This is a genomic window from Acinetobacter sp. NRRL B-65365 (genome assembly GCF_001605865.1).
GTDB classification, from domain to species: domain Bacteria; phylum Pseudomonadota; class Gammaproteobacteria; order Pseudomonadales; family Moraxellaceae; genus Acinetobacter; species Acinetobacter vivianii.
Genome location: NZ_LRPD01000078.1, coordinates 78,465 through 99,475, shown reverse-complemented (window position 1 = coordinate 99,475; position 21,011 = coordinate 78,465). Strand labels below are relative to the sequence as shown.

Here is a 21,011-nt window from a genome sequence, read left to right as displayed (position 1 = left end):
ATCCTGCTCCTTAGTGATCATGTGAACTGTGCAATGGTGCTTCATGCACAGCTGCCGAATGCAGTTTATGTTTGCTGTTCAGGGTACGAATCAACACATAGAAGGCAGGCGTCAGGAACAAACCAAAGAAGGTAACCCCAATCATGCCAAAGAATACGGCAACACCCATGGCATGGCGCATTTCAGCACCTGCGCCTGTTGATGTGACCAGTGGAACTACACCCATAATGAAGGCAATCGAAGTCATCAGGATCGGACGCAAACGTAAGCGGCTAGCTTCTACCGCAGCATTGAATGCGGTCGCGCCTTGCATTTCCAGCTCTCGGGCAAATTCGACAATCAAGATGGCATTCTTACAGGCCAGCCCGACCAGTACCATTAAGCCAATCTGGGTAAAGATGTTGTTATCTCCACCAGTAAGCCATACGCCTGTCAGTGCAGCCAAGATGCCCATAGGTACAATCAGAATCACAGCCAATGGTAAAGTGAGACTTTCATATTGTGCCGCCAAGACCAAGAATACCAACAGTACACTGATTGGGAAGACCCACAATCCAGCATTACCTGCCAAGATTTTTTGATAGGTCAGATCAGTCCATTCAAATTTCACGCCACGCGGTAAGGTTTCAGCGGCGATCCGTTCAACCGCGGCTTCGGCTTGGCTCGATGAGTAACCCGGTGCAGGGCCGCCGTTAATATCGGCAGCAGTATAGCCGTTATAACGCACCACCATTTCTGGGCCATAGGTTTCAGTGACATTGACCAGAGAAGACAGCGGCACCATTTGTCCAGCATTGTTACGGGTTTTAAGTTGTAAGATATCTTCAGGATTGGCACGGAACGGTGCATCGGCTTGAGCACGTACCTGATAGACACGACCAAAGCGGTTAAAGTCATTCACATATTGTGAACCGAGATAAATCTGCATGGTGCTAAATACATCGGTCACCGCAACGCCTTGTTGTTTGGCTTTGACCCGATCCAGATCAACATTCAGTTGTGGCACATTGATTTGATAGCTAGAGAACATTGGCCCCAATTCAGGTGCAGATTGTGCTGCCTTCATAAAGGATTGTGCTGCATTATTCAATTCGGCATAGCCTAAAGCACCACGATCTTCGAGCTGGAGTTTAAAGCCCCCCATGGTACCGAGACCCATCACCGGTGGTGGTGGGAAGACCGCAATATAAGCATCTTGAATCGCTGAGTATTTCTGATTTAAAGCACCTGCAATGGCATTGGCAGAAAGATCAGCTGCTTTACGTTCAGCGAAAGGTTTTAAGGTGACAAAGACGATCCCTGCACTGGAACTGTTGGTAAAACCATTAATCGATAAACCCGGGAAGGCCACCGCACTTTCTACGCCCGGCTGTTTTAGCGCGGCATCACTCATTTTACGGATCACATTTTCGGTTCGATCCAGTGAAGCACCATTGGGTAATTGGGCAAAGCTGATCAGGTACTGCTTATCTTGCGCAGGGACAAAACCACCCGGAACGATATAAGAAATACCAATGGTCAGGCCAAGCAGGGCTGCATAAACGCCCATGGCTGAGGCTTTATGGGAAATCACCCGATTCACCCCTCGACCATATTGATCAGAGGCACGTGAAAATACACGGTTAAACAGTGCGAAGAAGCGTCCGAAGACACGGTTCATCACACGGGTCAAAAAGTCAGGTTTAGCATCATGTCCTTTGAGCAACATGGCTGCTAAAGCAGGAGATAGGGTGAGTGAGTTAAATGCTGAAATTACGGTGGAGATGGCAATGGTCATGGCGAATTGCTTATAAAATTGCCCTGTTAATCCCGTCATAAAGGCGAGGGGGACAAACACGGCAACCAGCGTCAACGCAATCGCGATAATCGGTCCACTGACTTCACGCATGGCACGATAGGTGGCATCTCTTGGACTGAGTCCTGCTTCAATATTCCGCTCGACATTCTCCACCACCACGATGGCATCATCGACCACAATCCCGATGGCGAGTACCATTCCGAACAGTGACAATGCATTGATGGAATAACCAAAGGCCAGCATTAAGGCGAAGGTACCAATGATTGAAACAGGCACTGCCAGTAACGGAATAATTGAAGCACGCCATGTTTGTAAGAACAGGATCACCACCACAACCACCAGTGCAATCGCTTCAAGCAGGGTGTGAATCACCGCTTTGATACTTGAGCGTACGAATTGGGTGGGGTCGTAAACGATGTCGTATTTAATCGAAGATGGAAAATCTTTGGACAGTTCCGCCATGGTGCTACGCACTTGGTCAGAGACCTGTAAGGCATTGGCACCCGGTGCTTGGAAAATTGGAATTGCCACCGCCTGTTTATTGTCCAGTAATGAACGTAAACCATATTGCGAAGCGGCAAGTTCAACACGTGCGACATCACCGAGTCGAGTCACTGCACCATCCGCAGCTGTTTTTAAAACAATATCGGCAAATTCCTGTTCGGTACTTAAACGGCCTTGTGCATTCACCGAGAGCTGTAAAGGTGAATTGTTGGGCGCAGCACCGATAGTACCTGCGGCAACCTGAATATTCTGTTCACGAATCGCATTCACAATTTCAGTCGCGGTGAGGTTACGTTGAGCCACTTTTTGTGGGTCTAACCATACGCGCATGGCGTAATCACCCGAACCAAACAGGCCGACTTCACCCACACCTTGTAAGCGTGCCAGACGGTCTTTGACATTGAGTACGGCATAGTTCCGCAAGTAGGTCATGTCATAGCGATTGTCTGGTGAGGTGAGATGTACCACCATCGTCAATGTAGGTGAACTTTTTATTGTGGTTACACCTAGGCGTTGTACATCTTCGGGCAAACGAGGCAAAGCTTGAGAGACCCGATTCTGGACCAGTTGTTGTGCCTTATCGGGGTCAATCCCGAGCTTGAAATTGACAGTAATAGTCAGGTTACCATCGCTATTGGCTTGAGACTGCATATACAGCATGTTCTCTACGCCGTTAATGGATTCTTCCAACGGAGAAGCAACAGTTTCAGCGATCACTTTGGGGTTGGCACCCGGATATTGTGCGCGCACGACTACAGAGGGCGGCACTACTTCTGGATATTCAGAAATCGGCAATTGAAAAACAGAGAGTAAGCCCGCCAGTAGAATCAGGACGGACAGCACCCCAGCAAAGATCGGGCGATCAATAAAAAACTTGGAAATATTCATGAGGATTAACCTTTTGCCGAAGTTGGGGTTTTATCTGTAGGCTGAGGTTGTTGTGTGCTGTTATCGGTGGTGATTTGAGGGTTTGGCATAGCAATGAAGTGAGGTTTGACAGGATCACCTGGTCGGATGCGTTGTAAACCATTCACGACAATGCGATCACCCACTTGCAGACCGCTATTGATGATTTGCAAGCCATCTTGCTGAGCACCCAATTTAACTTCGCGATAAGCGGTTTGATTTTTCGCATCGACAACGACCACAAAACGTTTGTCCTGATCAACACCAATCGCCGTTGGGCTAATCAGAATGGCTGCGCGTGGTTGCCCACCACCCAAGCGAATGCGTGCATAGAGTCCTGGTAGCATTACGCCTTTAGGATTATCAAACGTCGCACGTACACGGATCGTGCCTGAGGTGGTATTTAAATTATTATCGATAGAGCTGATATAACCTTCACGGCTAAAACCAGATTCATTGGCGAGACCGAGATAAACGGGGACTTGGGCTGAATTACGTTGATTGCTGATATATTTCAGATAGGTTTGTTCATCTACATCAAAAGATGCATAAAGACGAGAAACGGATACCAAACTGGTCAGTACCTGTGCGCCATTGCCTGCGGAAACCACATTACCGACCGTGACTTCGGCACGGGAAATGCGGCCACTGACAGGTGCGGTAATACGGGTGTATTCCAAATTTAAACGGGCGGTTTCGACTGCGGCTTTGGCAGCTTGCAGGTTAGCATTAGCCGAACGTGCTTCATTTTCTGCTTGATCGAGTTCTTGATGGGCAATCGCATTACTCTGGATTAAACGCTGGTTTCGTCCCAAGTTTGCTGAGCTATAAGTCACTTGCGCTTGTGCTGAAGCCAATTGTGCTTTGGCCCGATTCAATTCTGCTTCAAAAGGACGTGGATCAATAGTGAATAACAAATCGCCTTTATTCACTAAACTGCCATCTTTAAAATGGACTGCAATCAGTTTGCCTGAAACTTGAGGGCGGACATCGACTTGATCAATCGCTTCAAGACGTCCTGAATATTCTTGCCAGTCAGTTATGGTTTGGCTCACGACGCTGGCAACATCTACGGTTGCGGCAGGTGGTGAACTTGCTGTTGGGGTCGCTTTGGCATCTGCATTTTCTTGGAAGAGAATAAAACTGCCACCTGTTGCGAAAATGGCAATAATGACAGCAGACAGCGTCAGCTGTTTGCGGGAAAGTGACATGGGATGCTCCTGGTTATTTGAATCCCTGTTTTCAGACTTTTTGTTTTGGTCTGTATGGGAGAAACAGGTTTATGGAATGAAAGGAGCATAAAAGTTTGTCAATTACGAATAAATATACTAAATTTGATAACACTATTCGTATTTTTATAACAATTGATGTATAAAAGCCAAAAAATGCATCAATGGGAGTGGGCCAGTGGATCTATTTCATGCAATGAAAGTCTTTAATAAAGTGGTTGAAACCAACAGCTTTAGTCTGGCTGCCGATAGTCTTGGACTACCACGTGCATCGGTTACGACCACGATTCAGGCTTTAGAAAAACATTTACAAGTTCGCTTACTCAATCGAACCACACGTAAACTCAGTCTAACCCCCGATGGTGCAGTGTATTATGACCGTACGCTCAGAATTTTGGCGGATGTTGAAGATATTGAATCTTCTTTCCATGATGAGGAACGGGGACCGCGAGGACGATTACGTATTGATGTGCCAGTTTCAATTGGGCGTTTGATTCTAATTCCAAGATTAAGAGAGTTTCATAACCGCTATCCCGATATTGATTTGGTGATCGGAATGAATGATCGGCCTGTGGATTTGGTTGGTGAGGCGGTGGATTGCGCTATTCGTGTGGGGGAATTACAGGATTCGAGTTTAATTGCCCGCCGTATCGGAACATTCCAGTGTGCAACAGCAGCATCGGCATGCTATTTAGAAAAATATGGTGAACCGAAAACACTTGAGGATTTGCAAAAAAATCATCAAGCCATTCATTTCTTTTCCAGTCGTACAGGGCGTAATTTTGACTGGGATTTTGTGGTCGATGACCTGATTCAAAGTGTTAGTGTCAATGGGCATGTGTCTGTTAATGATGGTGATGCTTATATTGATTTGGCCTTGCAAGGCTTTGGTTTGATCCAAGGCCCGCGCTATATGTTGACCAATCATTTTGAGGCGGGAAGTTTAAAAGAAGTTTTGCCAAAATGGACACCTGCACCGATGCCGATTTCGGTGGTTTATTTGCAAAGTCGACATTTATCGCAAAAGGTTCGGGTCTTTGTTGATTGGGTAGCAGAGCTGTTTGCAGGCTGTCCATTGCTTGGGGGGAGTGCGTTACCTTTGGATCAAAAATGTGAATTTGCTTGTGACCAGAAAACCAATCATGAATATACGATTCGTACTTTGGTTGAGCAGCATAATATTGCTGAGGCAAGGGCGTTAAAGACTTGATTCAATGAATTAAAGACAAAATATGCGATCAAGAGGCTTATATTTCTAATAAATAATAGAAATCAGTTAAATTTGTTTGTTTTTGTTGGCTAAATGATAATAATAATGATTCTTGTTTATTTGTTAAAATATTATGGACAGCCAGATCAGAAAAACTGCTTTAAATATTGCGATAAAGTCAATCTTAGTGTGGGGCGTTTTATCAAACAGTGCGCTTGCAGAAGAACAGCTTTTGGCCAAGGAATCATCTTCAATCTTACCTACGATAAAAGTTACTGCGGAAGAAGATGAAAAAACTGAAGGGAATAAAAGTTTTAAAGCGAACTCATCTAGAAGTTCATCCAAGCTTAAACTTTCTTTAAAAGAAACCCCTCAATCAGTCAGTGTGATTACACGAGAACAGATAGAACAGCGAAATCTAAATATTATCGATGATGTCCTTGCTGCTACACCTGGGGTAACAGTCACTAAAAGTGATAGCGAGCGTTCAAATTATTTTGCGAGAGGTTATGCAATTACAAATCGACAAATCGATGGAATGCCAATAGGTGAAAATAGTCCACGTGTAGATAGTTTTTTCTTTGACCGTATTGAGGTTGTGAAGGGTGCGACGGGTTTAACAGGGAGTACAGGAAATCCTTCTGCGACCATTAATATGATTCGTAAGCGACCAACTAAAGAACTGTCGGGTAATGTAGCAACTTCATTTAGCCGTTGGAATAAAGTTCGTAATGAAGTTGACGTTTCGATTCCATTATCCACAGATGGAAGTGTAAGAAGCCGAGTGATGGCAGCCCGAACTGAGGGTGATTCATATATGGATTACTACTCTCTAGAAACTTTGGCTGCAATGGCAATGGTAGAAGCCGATATTACAGAAAAATTAACGGGTAGTGTTGGCTTCCAGTATCAAGACAATCAGCCTCGTGGTTCGACATGGGGAACAGTACCTTACTGGAATCAAGATGGTTCGCTTGCTAATTTACCAAGAAATTTTAGCTTGGCGAATAGCTGGAACACCATTAGTCAACGAGATAAAACAGCATTTGCCGATTTGACCTATAAATTTGATAATAATTGGATGATCAAGGCTGCTGCGGCATATTCATTATCCAAAAGTTTTTGGTTGATGTCCTATGGCGGTTCTGGTTTCCCGAATCAAAATGATGGGACAGGAGTCGGAGTATGGTCAACAGTCTATCCAACATCAGAGTCTAAAAAAACCAGTTTAGAGCTTTATGCGAGTGGTCCTTTTAAGTTATTTAATCGCGAACATGAACTTATTATTGGTGCTAATGGCTTTGACCGTTCTACAGATAGTCCTTCAGGTCAGCTCAATGGTTTGGCGAGTGGTCAATTGACCTGTACTAAAAAAGTGAATGATGTCACTTTACCTTCTAATAATATTGGTGATACATGCGTGATTAATGATTGGCGTACATGGGATGGCAATGCAACCATTAAACCAGATTATACCATTACGCCAGCAACCAAAGATGCCAAACAACGTAATTATGGGGTATATAGCACTTTAAAACTCAATGTTACCGATGAATTAAAATTAATTGTAGGCGGACGCTATAGTGATTATTCAGCGACGAATGGAACGAAAAGTGATGTAAAAGCTGATGCATTTACGCCTTACTTTGGGGTGACGTATGATCTTAATGATTTTATAACGGCCTATACCAGTTATACCGATATGTTTAATCCAAGTAGTCAAAAAGACCGTAATAATAGTTTCTTGGAGCCAGAAGTTGGTAAAAGTTATGAAGCAGGTTTGAAAGCAAGTTTGCTAGACAATCAATTACTGGCAACAGCTGCTGCTTTTTGGTCTAAAAAATCGAATGTTGCCATACTTGATAGTGAAGCAGTCGCTGCGGGTATTAAAACAGATGATGGTGCTGATCCAATGAAAGCATCAGGTGAGGGGTTAAAAATTGAAGGTTTTGAACTCGAGGCTATTGGGCAGATCACACCTAATTGGAATATTACAGCTGGTTATACCTATGTAAACAGTATAAGTTCAGAACAAGTAAGTGCTTCTACCTCTATTCCCCAAAACTTAGCGAAGGTTTATACCAACTTTAAATTACCAGAAAATTTATGGGATGGTGCAAATAAGGTAAACGTAGGCTTTGGGATAAATTGGCAAAGTGAAGTAAAGCGCAAATGGGGTGGAGCACCATCGAATACAGATGGTTTTATTCGACAAAATGCATATTTTTTAGCAAACGCCAATATTGGCTATGAATTAAGTAAAGATCTGAGTGCTAATATTCAAGTTACTAATTTATTTGATAAAAAGTACTATCAGGAAATAGGGTTTTATAATGGCGTGTATTGGGGAGAACCACGTAATGTAACCTTATCTTTGCGAGCAAAATTCTAAATCATATATAAGAAAGGTGTAGGCGGGCCGCCAACTAAACAGTTCAGGTTTTAAAAATAAAAAGCACTCGGTACTAAAACCAAGTGCTTTTTATTTAAAAACTTTTATTTGCTAGGAACCGTTTCAATCACTTCATCTAGCACATAACGAACACTTGAGCCATCAGCTGGTGGATTCGGGATGTCATATTCTTTAACACGAATAAGGACTTGTTCATTGCTCTTATGCGTAAAACCTTCGATTCCTGCATAGAAATTTTCCCAATCTTTGCTCTTATATGTTTTTTGCCCATCTTTATAATCAAGTTGTTTAACTTGTAAGCAATCCATTTGTCCTGCTCCAGCATCACATTTTTGAGTTTTTGGAGAAATCTCAAGATAGGAAACTCGATTAGGCGTTTGCTCTGCTCCCGTTTGTTTGTGCAGTGACAGATTTATCTTCAGTTGTGGGTTTGGTCTCAGTCTGTTTATTCGCGTCTTTTGAACAAGCTGTTAGGGCAATTGTTGTTAATGCTATAAATAAGATTTTTTTCATTTGTTTTCTCAATTATTGAACAGTCTCATCATAAAAGAAATCATAAGAACTGATGTTAATAAAGTGTTAACTAATTATCATTTTTATTGAGCAATCTAGTATCTTTTTTCTAAGATATTGGGTGATATTCCTAACCAACGGAACGTGTTTTATTCCATCTCTACTGGTCATTGTAGAGAATATATAGCGTGAATAGGAATATTCTCACATTATTGTCATTCGTATCAATTAAATATAAAGCTCAAAGAGCCAAGTGATACACGCTAACTCTCTGAGCAAAATAACAATTAGGAATTAACCATATTATTTGGCTGCTTGATTAAATTCTTTAAAATCAGCTTTACGTATTTTTGCGTGAATTCCTTTGGTTTTATCCACCACCTGCGAAACCTCAAAATCTGTGGCTGCACTTAGATAAGCATAAGCAAGCGCTTCATCAATGCCATATTCCTGATTTAAAAAACGGATTGCTTCACGAGTCGATTTTTTCATAGCTTCATCTAAATCCTCATCCAGTCCTGGCGTAATCCAGAATTCAGCATTCTCTGCCAAAGGCTGCACAATTTCCTTACCCGGGATTTTATCTTTGCCTGCTTTTAATAAGGTAAATTTAAGGGTTGCACGAGCGGATGCTTCTAGCGCTGTCAGCGCAACTTCGCCATCACCCTGTGAAAAATGGCTATCGCCTGTATAGAACAGCGCACCGGGAACTTGTACTGGATAATAAATGGTTGATCCAGCGCCTAACTCATTGATATCAATATTGCCGCCATACATTGCAGGCGGGACAGAATGGACAGGCTCAGATGTATTGGCCGCTACTCCCATGATGCCCATAAATGGATAAAGCGGGAAACGAATCGCTTTTCCTGATTCTGTTTTGAGTACGCCTTCGTATTCACCTTTGGCGTTTTTTTCGATTGGGGTAAATACTGAAACATTCCCATAACGTTCTGGGTGAGCAGCAGATGCATTTTCTTGTTTAGGTGTTTTAGGAAATTCACCCACCAGCGCTCCTTTACCATGACGATTGGAAATCACGCCGTAAGGAACACGAGGTTGAACTTTAATGACTTCGACTTTTAAAATATCACCGGGTTGTGCACCTTGAATTTCAACAGGTCCAGTGACGATATGCGGGCCATCCTGATGAAAATCATGTTTTAAATTAGACTTCGTAATTGTTTTTGCTTCATCGAGAATATTTTCAGCTTTTACACCTTTCGATTTAAAATATTTTTCTGCATCACGCCCTTGATCCTCCAATAAGCCTTCATGTGAGACCGTATCAAAGGTCACCACACTTCCTGATGGAACAGCAATAACAGGCTTGGCGTCTTTATTGGGTAAATAGCCCCAAGTGATGGTCTCTAAAGTCGAAGGAACATAATAATTGCCTTTATAGTCACCATTTTTTAGCTGGACAGGTTTATTTGAGATCTGTTTAAGAATATTAAAACTTTCTGCGTAAACCGTTGACGTCGCAAAACTGCTGAGAATGACAAAAGAGAGGAGCGAGCGCTTAAACATAAAACATATCCTAATGAATTTTAAAAAATAACGGATATGTTTAGAGCAAATTTTATGCCACGCTAAAATTCTATTTTATTGGATAATTTAAATGAAAAATGCACTATATTCACACAATAGCTGTCTAATCTAGTGCATTAGCCTCCTAACAAATCAACAGCAACCTATATTCGCCATCTTTTTCAATCGGTGCTCTATGCACACAAGGCAAGACCTGTTGGGTTGGATGATCGACGGCCAAACGCCAAAGATGTCCCACACCTAAATTGACCGGTTGTGCATCAGGCTGGGCCTGATAATGCAAATCAAAAAAGTATTCTTGCAAGAAATGCTCAAATTCAGCTTCTGGCCCGTCATGTAATTTTCTGAGCTGTTCTCTGATTTCTGGAATTAAAACCTTTTGTTGTGCCTGATCATTGGGCAGGATTTCGCTAGCAGCACCATGATAGGTGCATAAAAATGTATCTGTTTCGATGGGTGAACGATCGACGTGATAGGAATACACATCTGTTGAAATGAAATTCAGTTCATCATCGCGTTCGTAACTTTGAATTAAATTAAGCGCAGGCGAGGCTCCAAGATCAGCTAATAATTGCATATCATTTAAGATAATTTCTCTTGCCAGATGACCTTGTACTGAAAGTTGCAGTGCTAAAAGATCTTCTATTGAAATTTCTGTAACGTTCTCTTTTAACTGAAGTTGAGCCACAATTTCTTTAAAATCGCCAACCAAATTTCTGTACCAGCAAATAGCATTCATCTCTCCTTGAAAATGGGTGCTTATAAGTTCGGAAAAAGTAGAAACTATTCCAACTTGTTTGTTGTTAGAGAGCGTATTGTTCATAGCAGAAATAAAAAAGAGACTATATCCAATAATATTACACTTCATTTTAAAGTTTTTTTTATTTTGAGCTATAGGCGAATAAATTTGGGCTCTTAGGGGGAAATAGATGATTTATAAAACGATATTTATGAAAATCATCTGCTTGCCTCCACGATTCTTAAAAAATAAAAAAGAGCTTAAATAAGCTCTCTTTTAATTGCAACGGACTTATTTACAGCTAAAGTTTTCAGCTTTTTCACTATCACCTTGACCCTTGTAACGGGCAACCAGTGGGTAAGGACAAAGTGGACGGGTGCGGTTTGCTGCCCAATCTTGCGGAAGTTCAGTATTCACTTCACCACTTGGATTGCCTGTACCGCGCGCAGTCGCAATGATACGGTCTGGTGCCTGTCCATATTCAACCCAGTTGACTAAAGTGGTTAAAGCATCAAATTGGTCGGTTGCAATGCCACCACGGGAATGGTTCATGCCCGGAACTCTAAAGAAACGTGCAAATTCAGGTGCTTTGCCTTTTGCATCATTTTTATAGTGTTGTAGTAGTTGATCGTACCAATTTTGGGTGTCATCTACAGAGAAAACGCCGTCTGCTGTGCCTTGTACCACAATCATTTTGCCACCGTGATTGCGGAGTTTATCTAGATTGAGTTCATCGGGTGGCATCATGAATGACATGGAGCTTTCGGTGTATACATCATTGGTTGCCGAGAGTTTTGGATAGTCAGTATCGAAGTTAAAATTAAAGGCAAATTGTCTAGAGTTTTGCGTCATGGTTGGGTCTGGTGGAACCTGAAACAGAATGCCGACTGCAACAGGATCACGTGCTGTTCCCACCGAAGATTCAAATTTCCAGCTTGCCCAGTTACTGCCAACTAAACCGGGGTCGAAAGGCTGAGTTGCATAAAGTGCTTGTCCAGCAGAATTTACAGGGCCGCGGTAAATGTTGGCTAATACATCAATTTGTTCGGTACTTAAACAAGTACCATCTCTTGTGCTTGAGCAAACGGGTACATCTTTGTGAATATCAAAAGCTGTACGGCAAGCCTCAACATCTTGAACCAAGCCATCTGCAACACCATCTAAAGCATCGCATCGATCTAAAATCGCTTTTGCTAAAACTTTACGCTCTGGAAGGGTAAGGGCGGTACTTAGGTCATTTTCATCTGTTGCGACACGACGGAGCTGCTGTGCTGTATAGAGTTGAGCCGCAGCTGCACGAGGTAAATGAAAACCTGGTGTACTTGCCAAAATACCATCATATTGATCGCCTAAACGGGTTGCAGCAATCATGGCATGACGCCCACCGTTCGATGTGCCGCCTGCATAGGAGCGGTCTGGCAATTTACCATATGCTGTTTTAATTAGGTTTTTTGCCATAGGCGTGAGTTTGGTAATCGCACCGTAGCCGTAGTTAATTCTGGCTTGAGGGTCTAAACCAAACATTGGATTTTGTGAAGCATTATGTCCGGCATCGGAAGAAATAACAGCAAAACCATCATGCAGGGCATTGGTGAGTGGACCACCGCTACCAACCTGACCCGTTGCAGGTACTAAGTTACCATCGGTTCCACCATTGCCTTGATAGAGAAAACGGCCGTTCCAATCAACAGGTAAGCGCATTTCAAAACCAATTTGATAGGTTTGTCCATCGACAGGGCTTACACGTTGGTCTATATAACCTTTGACTAAACAATGAGCGCCAATCGGTTTGTTGGCGACAGTCAATGTGCCTGCTTCTTGAAGGGTAGCTGAGCTAATGACTGTATTGTTGTACTGAAACCCAAGTAAGTCGGTACAGCTTCCTGTCATTTTTACGCCAACAGCAGGAGATAACTGCGGTGGTTTCGTTGTTGACGGAAACGTTGTGTCATCATTATCACTTCCACAGCCTGCCAAAGAACCAAGCATGGCAAGCATTAAAACGGAGTGGGTCAAAATTCGTTTATTGTTGGTGTAATTCATTTATTCATATCCTTATTGAATGAATGGTAGTAATTAATCTAAAACCAGAAAATTAGCTGTGCTTCGTGCAATCATTTTGTTGTTTTGCCAAGCCTCACTTTCGAGATTCAGTACAGTTTTGCCTTGTTTAATGAATCGACATTTTGTAATGACTTCGCCCACAGTACAGGGCCTTAAAAAATCCATCGTTAAGTTGATGGTGGTAGCGGGTTTATGGCCATTGGCGAGATATGCAAAAACTCCCATCACATCGTCAAGCATGGCGCAGATCATGCCACCTTCAACGGTGCCGCGTGGATTGGTAAAGCTTTCTAGCGCCGTGTAGTGGATGGTGAGTTCAGTGTTCTTGTCATTCCAATGAATATTGTGTCCACCCAAATGGTGATGGATGGGCGGTAAGTGTTCTAAAGTTTTTTGATCCATAATGAAGGGTCCATCCTTTTGTAAGTGTTATAAAAATTATTATTTCAGCGTATAGGCATCATAAATAACCGCTTTGCCCAAACGCATAGCACTACCTACTGCAACGGTCTGGTTAAGCCATGCATATTTAGGTGAGCTGGTTTCAAACTGCATGGTGATTTTGAAATAGTAATTTTTCGGGTCGACATCTTTGCCTTGGGCAAGCTGTTTTAGCGTTTCGGCTGAGCCATGTCGGTAACCTTTGGTTTGAAGGTAAATAAGCGCACCATCATCGGTTTCTAACAAATATCGCGTATCAATAATTGCCAACCCTTTACTGTCGACAATTTGCCAATCTGCGCCATTATTTAAAATGTGGCCCTTAAGTGATTTCCCTGCAAATGTCCCACCTGTAATCGGAATAATTCGGCGTTTACCTGCATCACTGGTGGTACCTAATTCCCAAACAGGTGCATTCAGATCAACACTAAATTTTGCTAAAGGCTCAAGTTGAATGGGTGGTGGGCTATATTGCGTTTCGGCATGAGTCAGGGCAATCAGACTCATTCCGCAGAGTAGTGTTACAACTTTCTTCATGATGAATTTTCCGAAATAAAAAGAGGTTCTATCTGTGACAGAACCTCTTGTTTTGAATTATTTAAATTTCCATGTGTAGTCGATGTTGATACGGGTTTCATTGACAGGTTTGATGTTGGCTGTAGAGAGCATGTTGTTGTCATAAATGGCATAGCGCGCGCGTAACCCTAGATTTTTTAACCAGCCACTTTGAACGGTGTAACCTAAATCAAAGTCTGTTTCGCGTTCTTTTAGATTGGTGCCACCTAAGTTGGGTGCATAAATATTGTGACCTGTGGTGTAACGGGTCATAAAACGTAAACCCGGTACATAATCTTTAAAGTCATATTCATAACGGAAGCTATAGGCTTTTTCTTTTGGGTTTAAAAACTCACCCGGCCATGTATCAATGAGTAAGCCAGTTTCACCTCCAGTCAAATACGGGAAGGCAGTGTCGCCGTGGTGTTGGAAAGTTCCAAAAATAAATTTATGGTTTTGATGTTTGAGTTCGAAATGCGCATGATACAGGTCATTATCGACTAAGCCTGCTTTTGCTTGTCCGTCATCGCGGCTGCGGTAGTAGCGTAATTGTGAACTCAGATTTGTGCTGTCATTAATTTTATATTGGTGTAATACACCGACCAGAGTCTGATTATATAGATCATCAACATCCATATAAAAAGCGGTGAGCTTGAATGCGGGATTGAGCTGATAGTTCCCCCCTAAATAATAGAGCCCATCGGTTTCAGCACCTTTGAAACGTCCATTCACGCCTGAAATTTTAATTTTTTCGTAGTCGGTCGAATCACGATGATTCACTTTATCGAGATAGGCTGCCTGTAAGTCGAAGTCTTTAATATCTTTACTGGTCAGTGAAATACCTCGATAAGTCTGAGGAAGCAAACGAGCAGGTGAAGCCACTAGAACAGGATTCATCGGCATAAGCGTACCGATCCGTAGCTCGGTCTGGCTCATTTTGGCTTTTGCGGTAACCCCAATTTCTCCATAAGAATCGGCGGGTTCATTGGTGACCGCATTTCTGAGTAAATTGCCAGTACCAGCATGTTCGGCATCAGCATCGAGTTTAAAACCTGCTGTTGCCAGTACATCCAAGCCAAAACCGATTGTCCCTTCGGTATAACCTGAGTTGGCTTTGAGAATAAACCCTTGCGTCCAGTCCTTGGCAGCGGGGTAAGCGGATTGCTCTTTGTAGTCACGGTCAAAATAGAAATTTCGTGTGGTGAGTTCTACTGAACTGTTATCAATAAAACTGCCCGCCCAGACCGAGCCTGAGAGCATAAGGGTAGAGTACATCCATAATTTCGACATCGCATTTCTTCCTGAAATATCATTTTTTTGTTTTCAATAAGGCATGATTGTTGTGTCTGCCTGATTTAGTTTTTAAAGCGAATTATTTTCCGAGCAGTTCTCGGGCCACGATTTCCTTCATAATTTCATTGGTTCCCCCATAAATTTTCTGTACCCGTGCATCCACAAAAAAGCGTGAAATCGAGTATTCCTGCATGTAACCGTAGCCACCAAAAAGCTGAAGTAACTGATCAATCACTTCACATTGAACATCGGTAATAAAGCATTTCAATGCGGCAACTTGGGTTACGCTTAAATGGTGTTGTTGATACAGGGCTGCGCATTGATCTACAAAGGCTTGAGCAGCTTTTGCTTTGATTTGCGCATTTGCCAGCACAAAGCGCGTGTTTTGCATTTGACTTAACGGTTGTCCGAAAGCTTTACGTTCCAGTACATAGTCTTTGGTGATTTCAATAGCCCCCAAAATCGATCCCAAAGCCATCATAGAAATGCTCAAACGCTCACGCGGTAACTCTTGCATTAAATAAGCAAAACCTTGTCCTTCTTCACCCAAACGCTGAGTCGTAGGCACACAGACATCATCAAAAAACAGTTCAGCTGTATCTTGGGCATGCAGCCCGATTTTTTGTAAAGAGCGGCCTTTTTTGACGCCGTCTAAATCAGCATCAACTAAGAAAATTGAAATACCTTTTGCTTTGGCTTGCGGATTGGTTTTTGCTACCAAAACGATCAGATCGGCATGTAATCCATTTGAGATAAAAGTTTTTGAACCATTAATACGGTAGTGGTCATTTTCTAAAATCGCTTGAGTACGGATGGCCTGTAAGTCTGAACCTGCATTGGCCTCTGTCATGGCAATTGCAGTGACGACTTCACCTGTGACCATTTTCGGTAACCAATAACGTTTTTGCTCTTCGGACCCGATATTTTGTAGGTAAGGAGAGACCAACTCATTTTGTCCACCAATCGCGACTGCCAAAGATGCAAAACCAGCTTGAGCAGTTTCTTGAACTAGCATGAGTGAGTAATGAATAGGAGCGCCGTAGCCGCCATATTCCTCGGGCACATCAACACACAAAAAGCCATTTTCCCCAAGACGAAGCCATAGATCACGCGGGATGAGGCCATCGTGTTCCCACTGTTCATAATACGGAGCAACTTGTTCTTTTAAGAACCTGCGGTAGCTGTCTCGAAATAGTTCAAATTCTGTATCGTGTGGCATGTTGAACCTTTTTTTAGGCAAAAGTGAGGCTAAGGCCCAAACCGAAGTTTGAGCTTCCTTTTTTTATTTCAATTGCTTATGCTTATTGCTTTAAGGTGGGCACCCGAATAATCAGCGGGTTATCAGTTTGCTTTTGATAAAGTTCATCAATTAAAGCGGCTCGACGCTTGGTAATATTGCTTTGATTGAGGTTGCCTTTATCGGTCACTTCGCCTGCATCGAGTTGAGGTGGCTCGGTCATTAAATAAAGCATTGAGACTGTATTTGAGCTACCAGTCGCATCTTTATTAAAGGTCGTTAAAAATTGGCGGAACCATTGCTGAACTTTAGGATGCTGTAATATCTCTGTTGCAGAATGTTCGCCCAGCTTAAGACCAGCTTGTTGAGCACACGCGTCTAGTTTTGGAAAAATAAGAAAACCAACAGCATTCAGGTTTGAGCCTGTAATGCAGACATCTTGAACCAGTAAATTACCTTGAATGAGCACTTTATTGCGTAGTGTGCCCACATTCACAAAAGTACCCGTATTGAGTTTAAAGTCTTCAGCAATTCGTCCATCGTACATCAGGCCTTTAGTCGGATCATTGATATCGACTAAATGAACAGCATCACCCGTATGGAAAAAGCCTTCATCGTCAAAAACAGTGCTTTGCTGGTCTTCTTTTAAGCGCCAATAGCCTTTCATGACATGTTTGCCGCGAACACAAAACTCTAGTTTGTCACCACATGGAACCAACTTGATTTCGCATCCCGGCGCTGGGTAACCAATAAAGCCAGCCATCACGCGTGGGCCAGTCGTGAATGCACAAGAGGGTGCAGTTTCAGTCATGCCCAATCCGCTCATAATGCGAATTTTTTCTCCGCAATGTTGCTGAGCAATTTTATCGAGTCTGTTCCAGCCCGCTTCTGAAAGTGCTGCACCTGCAAAGAATAAAATTTTAACTTTGGCAAAAAAGCGGTCTCTTAATTCTTCATCTTTTTCTAAAGCTTCGGTGAGTTCTTCCCAACCCTTTGGCACATTTAAATAAACGGTTGGAGAAATTTCTTTGAGATTACGAATGGTTTCGTCAAATTTTTCTGCAACGGGTTTGCCATCATCAATGTAAATGGTACCGCCGTTATAGAGCGCAATGCCGACATTGTGACTACCGCCAAATGTGTGGTGCCAAGACAGCCAGTCCAGTAGGACAGGTGGTGTTTCTTCAAACTCAGGGAAAGTCTGCAATAACATTTGCTGATTAACACACAACATTAAATGCGTGGTCGGCACAGCTTTAGGTAATTTGGTTGAACCTGACGTAAATAGAAATTTAGCAATCTGGTTTTCATCAAGGGTTTGATAAAACTCTTGTACATTTGAAACTGGCGTATCTAATAGCGACTGAAAAGATGTGCAGATCTGATCGCCTACAATTCCTTTATTGGTCACCACTTCAATGTCGGATGTAATACAAGCTTGAATGGCTTTGGCAAAGGCTTGTCCATCACTGGCATAGACCATACCAGGTGTCAGCACTTCAAACACATGTTTGAGTTTGCCAAAGTCTTGAGAAATCAGAGAGTAGGCGGGCGAAATAGCAGAGAAAGGCACACCTGCCAGCATGGCAGCCATAGACAGTGTTAAATGTTCGAGATCATTACCACTTAAAATAACGAGTGGTCTTTCTTGGCTTAACTTACGTTCATGTAATGCCTGAGCAATGTGCCATGCACGTTGTAAAACTTCTGCATAACTCAGTTTGACCCATTCACCTTGAGCATTACGTTTTGCTGCAAAAATATGGTCTGGTTTAGTTTGTGCAAAATGAATTAACCGATCTGTCAGTTTTTGTGGATACGGTTTTAATTGCTCTTTTGGGCTGATATAGAGCGTGTCATCTTTATGGTGATAATGAATATCATGTTGCCCTAATTTTACGAACCGTTCGCGGTCTTGTGATTGAGTGGCATTCATTTGCATTTCTTTCACTCCATGGAAAGCGCATCACTGCGCTTTATTTTTTTGCATCATGCAATTTTTATTTAATATGTCTGTGTCCGCATTAGCCTGACTAAATCGGGTAATGACGTGATTGGGTTTGAATGGTAATCCAGCGTAGTTCGGTAAATTCGGCAATAGAGACTTTACTACCAAAACGTCCGTAACCACTCGATTTTGTTCCGCCAAATGGCATTTGAGCTTCGTCATGTACGGTTGCGCCGTTAATGTGACAAATACCCGAATCAATCTGGTGAGCGACTTCTAATGCTTGCGAAATATTCTGGCTAAACACTGCTGAAGACAGACCGAACTCGCTGTCATTTGCCAATGCTATACCTTCTTCAATGCTTGAAAAACGTTGAACTGTGCATACAGGCCCAAATGATTCTTCGCGGTAAAGCAGCATGTCAGGTTTAATATTGAGCACCAGCGTCGGTTGCATGGTGGTGTCTTCAATATGAATACCTAAAGGTAAGTCAGCACCTTTGCTTTGTGCATCTTCCAGCAAATGCTGAATACGGTTTGCAGCACGCCGACTTTCTAAAACACCGAGTACATTGTCTTTTGAAGTTGGATTACCTGCCCGAATAGAGCGGGTTTTCTCAATCAGTTTTTCAATAAACTGGTCGGCAATTTTGTCTTGAACCAAAACACGTTCGGTCGACATACAAATTTGTCCCTGATTAAAGAACGCTCCAAAAGCAACTGCATTTACGGCTTCATTAATGTCAGCTTCATTTAAAACCACAACAGGGGCTTTGCCACCAAGTTCAAGCAAAACAGGTTTTAAATATTTGGCAGCAGTCTCGGCAATAATTTTTCCGACTTTGGTTGAACCCGTAAAATTAATGCGTTTCACGGCTGGGTGAGACACTAAACGCTCCACGATTTGTGGTGCATCTTCGGCGGCATGCGTAATCACATTCACCACACCTTCACCAAGACCTGCTTCATGTAACACTTCACCAATGAGACGATGTGTTGCTGGGCAGGCTTCCGATGCTTTTAACACTACCGTGTTACCACAAGCCAAAGGCATAGCAAGCGCACGTGTTGCCAAAATGACAGGGGCGTTCCAAGGTGCAATCCCTACAATCACACCACAAGGAACTCGGACACCCATTGCAAGATTTCCCGGCACATCTGACGGAATTAAGCTTCCGTCAATTTGTGTGGTCATGGCTGCGGCTTCACGTAACATGTTGGCAGCAAGGTGAACATTAAACCCATACCATGTCGCAGTTGAACCTGTTTCCTGCATTCCAGTTTCAATGAATTGCTCGGTCTTTTGGTCCATTAAATCGGCTGCTTTTATCAAACGTAAGCGACGTTCGGTAGGCGAGAGTTTCGACCATATTTTAAAAGCTTGTTGTGCCGAGTCTATTGCACGATCAACATCGTCCAAAGTTGCAGCAGCGGCTTTCGTTGCCACTGATCCATCAATGGGGCTAATACGCTCAAACGTTGCCTGATTTGATGCATCAATAGATTGACCGTGAATAAGTAACTGTACATTTTGCATGGGTTGTGTCCTTACATTGCCATTAGAGAATCAAAAGTTAACCAGTACGTTTATAGCTCTGTAAACCCGGTTTAATTGATTTTTCATCTAAAAATTGTTTCAAACCTTCTTGGCGACCGTTTTCTGTATCGCGGTGGATACATTGATCAAGTTTGGCATATAAGTAGTCTTCATTTTGATCCCAAGTCAGTTCACGACAACGCTTAAATCCATTTTTAGCGGTACGAAGAACCACAGGGTTTTTCTCAAGTAGACAGTTTGCAAGCTCAGTCACTTCTGCTTTTAACTGTTCAAGCGGTACGCTTTTATTCACAAGACCCATAGTTTCAGCTTCTTTACCACTAAAGGTTTTACCCGTCATGATGTAGTACAAAGAGGCACGGTGACCAACAGTGTCTGCCATTGCTTTGCTTACAAGGTTACCCGGTGGGATCCCCCAGTTAATTTCAGATAAACCGAAAGTTGCTTCATCTGCTGCAATTGCCAGGTCACAAGCCACTAAAGGTGAGAAACCGCCTCCAAAGCACCAGCCGTTGACCATAGCAATGGTTGGTTTTGAATACATACGAAGAAGTTGCCACTGCCAACGGCATGAGTCGCGGCGAATACGTTCTTGATAAATTTCTGGCTGAGTATCGACTTCACGGAAATATTCCTTCAAGTCCATGCCTGCTGTCCAAGAATCACCTGCACCAGTCAACACAAGCACACGTGCATTTTGATCAAGTTCTATCGCTTCAAGTACATCAATCATTTCACGATTGAGTGTCGGGCTCATGGCATTTTTCTTTTCTGGGCGATTTAGTGTTACCCATGCAATTCCATCTTCAACTTTAACATCTACTGTTTCCCAGCGGTTTTCATAACTCATCTTCATACTCCTTGAATGATTTTTAGCTGTTCTGGGATTTAATTTAATATCAGTTAAACTTACATTCAAGTCTTTTTTATAAAATTTCATAAATATTTTATAATCTATTGTATTTTATATATTAATTAATTTTATTTATTATTTAATATAAAAAAATGTTGATTTTTTGGTAAGTTTAACTGATATTTTTGGTGTGTTTAAA

General features: G+C 42.5%; 16 protein-coding genes. 2 read left to right on the top strand and 14 right to left on the bottom strand.

Annotated features, from left to right (window positions below; translation table 11 throughout):
* Positions 1-10: 10 nt before the first annotated feature.
* Positions 11-3,190 (bottom strand): multidrug efflux RND transporter permease subunit AdeG, encoded by a 3,180-nt coding sequence (adeG, locus tag AWW72_RS18370; protein ID WP_062848281.1) that lies wholly within the window; start codon positions 3,188-3,190, stop codon positions 11-13.
* Positions 3,191-3,195: 5 nt separating this feature from the next.
* Complete coding sequence (locus AWW72_RS18365) at positions 3,196-4,419, bottom strand: efflux RND transporter periplasmic adaptor subunit (protein WP_062848280.1); 1,224 nt, start codon at positions 4,417-4,419, stop codon at positions 3,196-3,198.
* 196 nt (positions 4,420-4,615) lie between these two features.
* Between AWW72_RS18365 and AWW72_RS18360 the strand changes: the two genes are divergently transcribed.
* Together AWW72_RS18360 and AWW72_RS18355 are read left to right on the top strand one after the other, a co-directional pair.
* Entirely contained in the window at positions 4,616-5,647 is a 1,032-nt protein-coding gene (locus AWW72_RS18360; RefSeq protein ID WP_047428913.1) for a LysR family transcriptional regulator, read from the top strand.
* A gap of 133 nt (positions 5,648-5,780) precedes the next feature.
* Complete coding sequence (locus AWW72_RS18355) at positions 5,781-8,039, top strand: TonB-dependent siderophore receptor (RefSeq protein ID WP_062848279.1); 2,259 nt, start codon at positions 5,781-5,783, stop codon at positions 8,037-8,039.
* A 104-nt stretch (positions 8,040-8,143) separates the two neighbouring features.
* Here AWW72_RS18355 and AWW72_RS19755 read toward each other — a convergent pair whose 3' ends face one another.
* The 12 genes from AWW72_RS19755 to AWW72_RS18300 all read right to left on the bottom strand — a co-directional run bounded on the left by AWW72_RS19755 (position 8,144) and on the right by AWW72_RS18300 (position 20,815).
* Entirely contained in the window at positions 8,144-8,368 is a 225-nt protein-coding gene (locus AWW72_RS19755; protein WP_249409187.1) for a DUF4377 domain-containing protein, read from the bottom strand.
* A gap of 61 nt (positions 8,369-8,429) precedes the next feature.
* On the bottom strand, positions 8,430-8,573 hold the full coding sequence (locus AWW72_RS19750) for a membrane lipoprotein lipid attachment site-containing protein (RefSeq protein WP_249409186.1): 144 nt from the start codon (positions 8,571-8,573) through the stop codon (positions 8,430-8,432).
* Between the two features lie 303 nt (positions 8,574-8,876).
* A complete protein-coding gene (locus tag AWW72_RS18345; RefSeq protein WP_062848278.1) occupies positions 8,877-10,103 on the bottom strand; it encodes an acetamidase/formamidase family protein in 1,227 nt (408 codons plus the stop codon).
* Between the two features lie 145 nt (positions 10,104-10,248).
* Positions 10,249-10,947 carry a DUF1826 domain-containing protein gene (locus AWW72_RS18340; RefSeq protein WP_062848277.1) on the bottom strand — a complete coding sequence of 233 codons (699 nt, stop codon included), beginning with the start codon at positions 10,945-10,947 and terminating at the stop codon, positions 10,249-10,251.
* Positions 10,948-11,154: 207 nt separating this feature from the next.
* The gene (locus tag AWW72_RS18335) at positions 11,155-12,906 is read right to left on the bottom strand and encodes a tannase/feruloyl esterase family alpha/beta hydrolase (RefSeq protein ID WP_062848276.1); all 1,752 of its coding nucleotides are present in this window, start codon (positions 12,904-12,906) and stop codon (positions 11,155-11,157) included.
* Positions 12,907-12,939: 33 nt separating this feature from the next.
* Positions 12,940-13,329, bottom strand: coding sequence for a PaaI family thioesterase (locus tag AWW72_RS18330; protein ID WP_062848275.1), 390 nt, complete (start codon positions 13,327-13,329; stop codon positions 12,940-12,942).
* Positions 13,330-13,368: 39 nt separating this feature from the next.
* Complete coding sequence (locus AWW72_RS18325; protein WP_062848274.1) at positions 13,369-13,905, bottom strand: DUF3237 domain-containing protein; 537 nt, start codon at positions 13,903-13,905, stop codon at positions 13,369-13,371.
* A 57-nt stretch (positions 13,906-13,962) separates the two neighbouring features.
* Entirely contained in the window at positions 13,963-15,213 is a 1,251-nt protein-coding gene (locus AWW72_RS18320) for an OprD family porin (protein WP_005258687.1), read from the bottom strand.
* Positions 15,214-15,295: 82 nt separating this feature from the next.
* Entirely contained in the window at positions 15,296-16,435 is a 1,140-nt protein-coding gene (locus AWW72_RS18315) for an acyl-CoA dehydrogenase family protein (RefSeq protein WP_062848273.1), read from the bottom strand.
* A gap of 82 nt (positions 16,436-16,517) precedes the next feature.
* The gene (locus AWW72_RS18310; protein WP_171254746.1) at positions 16,518-18,404 is read right to left on the bottom strand and encodes a feruloyl-CoA synthase; all 1,887 of its coding nucleotides are present in this window, start codon (positions 18,402-18,404) and stop codon (positions 16,518-16,520) included.
* An 82-nt stretch (positions 18,405-18,486) separates the two neighbouring features.
* Entirely contained in the window at positions 18,487-19,938 is a 1,452-nt protein-coding gene (locus AWW72_RS18305) for an aldehyde dehydrogenase (protein ID WP_062848271.1), read from the bottom strand.
* A 37-nt stretch (positions 19,939-19,975) separates the two neighbouring features.
* Positions 19,976-20,815 (bottom strand): p-hydroxycinnamoyl CoA hydratase/lyase, encoded by an 840-nt coding sequence (locus tag AWW72_RS18300; RefSeq protein ID WP_171056853.1) that lies wholly within the window; start codon positions 20,813-20,815, stop codon positions 19,976-19,978.
* Positions 20,816-21,011 lie beyond the last annotated feature (196 nt).